Origin of the sequence: Kitasatospora sp. NPDC048296, from assembly GCF_043201815.1 — a bacterium.
GTDB lineage: Bacteria > Actinomycetota > Actinomycetes > Streptomycetales > Streptomycetaceae > Kitasatospora.
Map to the genome: position 1 here is coordinate 1 of NZ_JBICZB010000154.1, position 4533 is coordinate 4533.

The following is a 4533-nucleotide window of genomic DNA, read 5'->3' on the forward strand; positions in this document are numbered from 1 at the left end:
TAGGCCGGACGCGTCCTTGGCACGATGAACTCCTCCTTGCGGGACCCAGTGTCCCAAAGCGGAAGGTTGTCCATCAAACCGGGGCAACTTCAGGTGGCCCTGTCACACCCACCCGGTTGGCCCGATCAACAGCTGCCGGAGGCCAAGCCAGGTACGACAGGACAGGCAGAAAGCCGGTACGGCTCAGGCATTTCTCAGGCAGTGCCAACCACCAGGATCAGGTGTCACCTGTCTCGGTTGACTGCGGCGTGATCGCTCCTGCGGTCGTCTCGTGGGCAGGCGGTCGCGAGGCTGGTGCGGATGTCGATGAGAGCGGCGGGACTGCCGGAGGTCCCGGCGCAGACAGCACCGGTCGCGGCGGCGGCGACCGGATCGGTCGACCTACTTGCGCGCCTCGATCAGGAAGCGCGCCGAGTGGGCGACGAACGGCCCCTCGGCCCGGATCCGGGCATCCAGTTCGCGCAGCCGGTCGCGGTACGCGTCGACGGTGAAGCCCGGGACCATCCAGATCACCTTTCGCAGGATATAGCGGAAGTGACGTTTCTGCCCAGCTCAGGGGCATGATCGACCATGCGGGGTCAGCAAAAGGTCAGCAAGACTCCCGGAGGTTCCGACCATCACGGCGACCACAGGCCTCACCCGCGGCATGGGCAGCTTCTTCAAGGAGTGCGAGCACCCCGAGTCCCGCTGGAGCAAGTGCCCGCACGAGTACAAGATCAGGTATCGCAACGCGGCGGGGCGCCAGACGGAGGAGTCCGGCTTCGCCACTCAGGACAAGGCCAAGACCCGTCTCGCCGAGGCGTACCACACGCGGAAGAACTCCCCGCAGAGCCAGCGCAAGGCCGAACGCCTCCAGAAGTACGGAGGGATGAACTTCTCCGACTACGTCGCCGCGTGGCTCAAAGGCCAGCGCGACCTGGGCCCGGCTTCGCTGCGGAACCTCGATTCCCTTCTGAGGATCCATCTCCTCCCCGCCTTCGGCAGTCGCCGCATGGGTACGTTCGACCACAAGGTCGTCGAAGCGTTCATCCAGGACATGGAGCGGAACGGCATCGGCCTGGCCACCCAGGCCAACGCGTTCATGAGCCTCAAGGCCATCCTGCTCGACGCGCACAGGCTCGGCCTCTACGAGGACAGCCCGCTCGACGGGGTCAAGGCACCTCAGTACGACCCGAAGCGTGCGGTGATCCCGTCCGTCTCCCAGTTGCAGCAGATCCGGACCGCGGGCGACGACACCTTCCGCCTGGTCACCGACCTCATGAGCGGCTGCGGTCTGCGCAACGGCGAAGCGTACGCCGTCAACATCAACAACATCGTCGCCGACGATGTCTACCGTGTCACCGAGCAGGTCAACCAGGCCACCCGGTCCTACGCCCGCCTGAAGCACCGCAAGATCGGTGAGTACCGGGACGTCCCATTGCCGGCAATCGGGTGAACGCATCTGTCAGGCGCGGAAACCGGCTGTCTATGACGCGCAGGCCGAGCAGCCGGTGGTCAAGGACGAAGCCGTTCTCGGTGAGCCGGACGGCTTTGGCGAACAGCGAGCGGAACCGGTCGGGGTCGCCGAGGGCGGCCAGCGCCATGACGGTGCCCTCCTCGTCCCCACGCCGCCAGCCCAGGTGTTCGGTGACCGCGCCGTAGACGTATCCGAGCGAGGCCGGGTCGTCCTGGGCGTGGACGATGCGGTACGAGCAACCGTTGGCGCGCTGCCGGGCATGGCCGATGGTGGTGGCCTGGACTTCGCCGAGGCTGTCGACCACCAGGACAGCGGCATCCTCGTAGCCGGACGCGGCGAAGGCGTAGAGCCCATGAGCGCGGTGGTGCAATACGGGCTGCACGGTGGCGTTCGGGAAGGCGCCGCCGAGCCGAGCCAGGCGCCCGCGGGTGTTGGCGGCGACCTTCGCGAATGAGCGGGCCCTCGGCAGCGCCCTGGCAGACGTCGCCGGCCGCAGGGCGTGGACGAGCGCGGACGGAACGGCTCGCAGGTAGAGCTGCGAGGTGAAGTTGTACGCGACGATGCCGATGTCCGCCCGGGTCAGGCCGGCCTCGTCCAGCAGCCACTCAACGGCCTTGGCCGGGTAGCGCTTGTCGTGTTTCACACCGCTGAGCCGTTCCTCCTCGACGAAGCCGACGAGTTGCCCGTCAACGACCAGGGCGGCGGCGGAGTCGTGGGTGTAGGAGCACAGGCCCAGCACAGTGCTGCGGTTCACGGTCACCGCCGTCACCTCTTCGCCGGGATCGCGGGTGAGGGCATCTGGGCCAGCGGGGCCTTCTGCTCGCGCTGGTCGTACCAGAGCCCCATCGCCTCGGGAAGCGGACCGGTCGCCTCGGTGGCCCTGGTGCGGGCCTCGTCGCGTTGTCCGGCCTTCCAGAGCCGGTAGCTGGCGATGACTGCGGCGAAGCCGTCCCAGACGGGGTGGCCGACGGCCTCGCCCGCCGTGACCTGCTTCAGTACCAGGTCGAAGTCCTCCCACGGGACGCCGACCTGCTGCCACCTCTGCGAGGCTGGCGGGTCAACCGCCAACTGCCATGCGGCCCCTTGGTGCTGGGCATACAGGTGCAGGGAGTCAACGTGGTGATGGTAGTCGCCGACCTCAGCTCCGAGCCATCCGGCCATCAGCTCGTGCAGGACGGTCGTCGTGAGCAGGTCGTACGGCAACCCGAGCCACACGTCCTGGCTGCGCATGCTGGTGTGCATCTCAAGGCGACCGGCACGCAGGTAGAAGCGGTAACCGAGGGTGCAGGGGACGTCCTTGTGGCCGACGGTATCCCGGACCGGGTCGAAGATCTGGACGACGGCGCGGCGACTTTCGCCGTCACGGGTCAGCTGCTGGCGCACGTAGTCCAGTTGGTCCAGCTTGCCGTGCCAGCGGCGCAGACGCGGCCCGTAGGCTCCCTGCAGGGCGCCATAGTTGGTGAGCGCGGCGAGTCGGCTGTTGAAGTCGTGAATCCAGTCGGCGTTGGAACCGGAGAGGATCCAGACCGTCTCGGCGGCCGCGAACGCCGGATTCAGGACCCGGTGCGGACCGAGGTTGACGAGCCGTGCGGTCGGATCGGCTAGCTTGAGGTACGCGCCCATGAGCTCGGCGGTGGCCATGCCACGCGGAGCGACGCTGCGGCCCTGGCTCAGGATCGCCTTGCTGGCGCGGGTGAACAGTGCGTTCGCGCTGTCGGCGGTGGTGACGAACACGAGGACTCCGTTGGACGTCGGGGTGGGATGGATCAGGCGTGTGCGGTCTGCCGCGGGTTCGCGGTCAGGTGGGCCAGCTGGCGTGCGATGCCCTGAAGCAGAGCGGTGCGCGGCTTCCAGCCGAGGAGTTCGCCGGCCAGGGAGCGGTCGGCTAGCGTGGCGTCCACGTCGCCGGCCTGCGTGGGCAACCGGTCGACCGGCACGGCGTGACCGGTGAGCTCCTCGACGGCGGCGAGGACGCCCAGCACGCTGGTGCTCTCTCCGGCACCGATGTTGAGCACCGTGGAGTCGACCTCGGCCGTCGCCGCAGCAACGGCGGCCTGGACGACGTCGCCGACGTACGTGAAGTCCCGGCGCTGGTTGCCACCCCCGTACAGCTTCAGGGTCGGGCCGCCGAGGGCCGCCGCGAGGGCTCGCCCGATCAGCATGTCCGGTCGCTGACGCGGCCCGTAGACGGTGAACAGTCGGAGCGCCACCGCAGTGACAGTCGACGAGGCCTTGCCCGCATGCGCCAGACAGAGTTGCTCTCCGGCGAGCTTGCTGACCGCGTACGGCGACTCGGGCCTTGGCGTGCACTGCTCGCCGGCGGCGCCACCCACAGTGGTCCCGTACACGCTGGACGAGGAGGCGAAGACCAGCCTGGGAACGCGGACGTCCTCACAGGCGGCCAGCACGCGCTCGGTCGCGAAGACGTTGCAGGCGGTGTATTCGGCGAACCGCTCGCCCCAGGAACCGCGAACACCCGGCAGGCCGGCGAAGTGGAAGACGGCGTCGGCGTGGAGGAACAACGCCACCAGCGGGCACGTCCTCAGGTCGGCTGCCACGAAGGTGAAGCCCGGATCACCCAGGGCTGCGGCGAGGTTGGCCGCAGCCTCCGGGTCAACGCCGGGGTCGCGACGATCCACACCGATGACGGTGACCCCTGCCGCGAGGAGCGCGTCGATCAGGTGCGAACCGATGAAGCCCGACGCTCCGGTCACGACGGCGCGCTGCAACCCGTGACGTTCCACGCCATGGTGGTCGTTCATGAAAGCTCCCCATGTCAGGTTTAGTTGGTGTTGGCCGAACCCGCATACGGGCGCCGGGCTCTGCCAGGTCGGCCTCGCATTCGGCGTCCGTGCGGCTTGGCGAGGCCGCCCGTCGACCGGTCCCGCGAAGGGACGCCCGGCCAACGGCAGCCGTCCGGCCTTCCTGTGGATGGCCAGTCCATGCGGTCGCCCGGGCGACTTCATCCAGTCAACGGCCCTCAGGCCCGCGTTCGACATAATTCCGCGGCCTGGAGCTGCGAATCCGGGGTCTGACCTGGGCGGACGTGCGTGTGTCCGCCTGGAGGGCGTTTCTCT

General features: G+C 68.5%; 4 protein-coding genes and 1 pseudogene. 1 reads left to right on the top strand and 4 read right to left on the bottom strand.

All coding sequences use genetic code 11. The features are described 5' to 3' along the window. Positions 1–381: 381 nt before the first annotated feature. A pseudogene (locus ACGF12_RS37905) lies at positions 382–528 on the bottom strand (SAM-dependent methyltransferase); the annotation flags it as partial. 118 nt (positions 529–646) lie between these two features. Between ACGF12_RS37905 and ACGF12_RS37910 the strand changes: the two are divergent. Further along, positions 647–1435, top strand: coding sequence for a tyrosine-type recombinase/integrase (locus ACGF12_RS37910; protein ID WP_393041012.1), 789 nt, complete (start codon positions 647–649; stop codon positions 1433–1435). On the opposite strand, the gene ACGF12_RS37915 is transcribed toward ACGF12_RS37910, so the two are convergent. From ACGF12_RS37915 to ACGF12_RS37925, 3 genes are read right to left on the bottom strand one after another with little or no spacing between them, the layout of a single operon-like run. Continuing rightward, on the bottom strand, positions 1350–2210 hold the full coding sequence (locus ACGF12_RS37915; RefSeq protein ID WP_393041015.1) for a carbamoyltransferase N-terminal domain-containing protein: 861 nt from the start codon (positions 2208–2210) through the stop codon (positions 1350–1352). The genes ACGF12_RS37910 and ACGF12_RS37915 overlap by 86 nt on opposite strands. A gap of 11 nt (positions 2211–2221) precedes the next feature. Continuing rightward, positions 2222–3190 carry a thymidylate synthase gene (locus tag ACGF12_RS37920; protein ID WP_393041018.1) on the bottom strand — a complete coding sequence of 323 codons (969 nt, stop codon included), beginning with the start codon at positions 3188–3190 and terminating at the stop codon, positions 2222–2224. A 32-nt stretch (positions 3191–3222) separates the two neighbouring features. Beyond that, the gene (locus tag ACGF12_RS37925) at positions 3223–4218 is read right to left on the bottom strand and encodes an NAD-dependent epimerase/dehydratase family protein (protein ID WP_393041021.1); all 996 of its coding nucleotides are present in this window, start codon (positions 4216–4218) and stop codon (positions 3223–3225) included. Between the last annotated feature and the right edge of the window lie 315 nt (positions 4219–4533).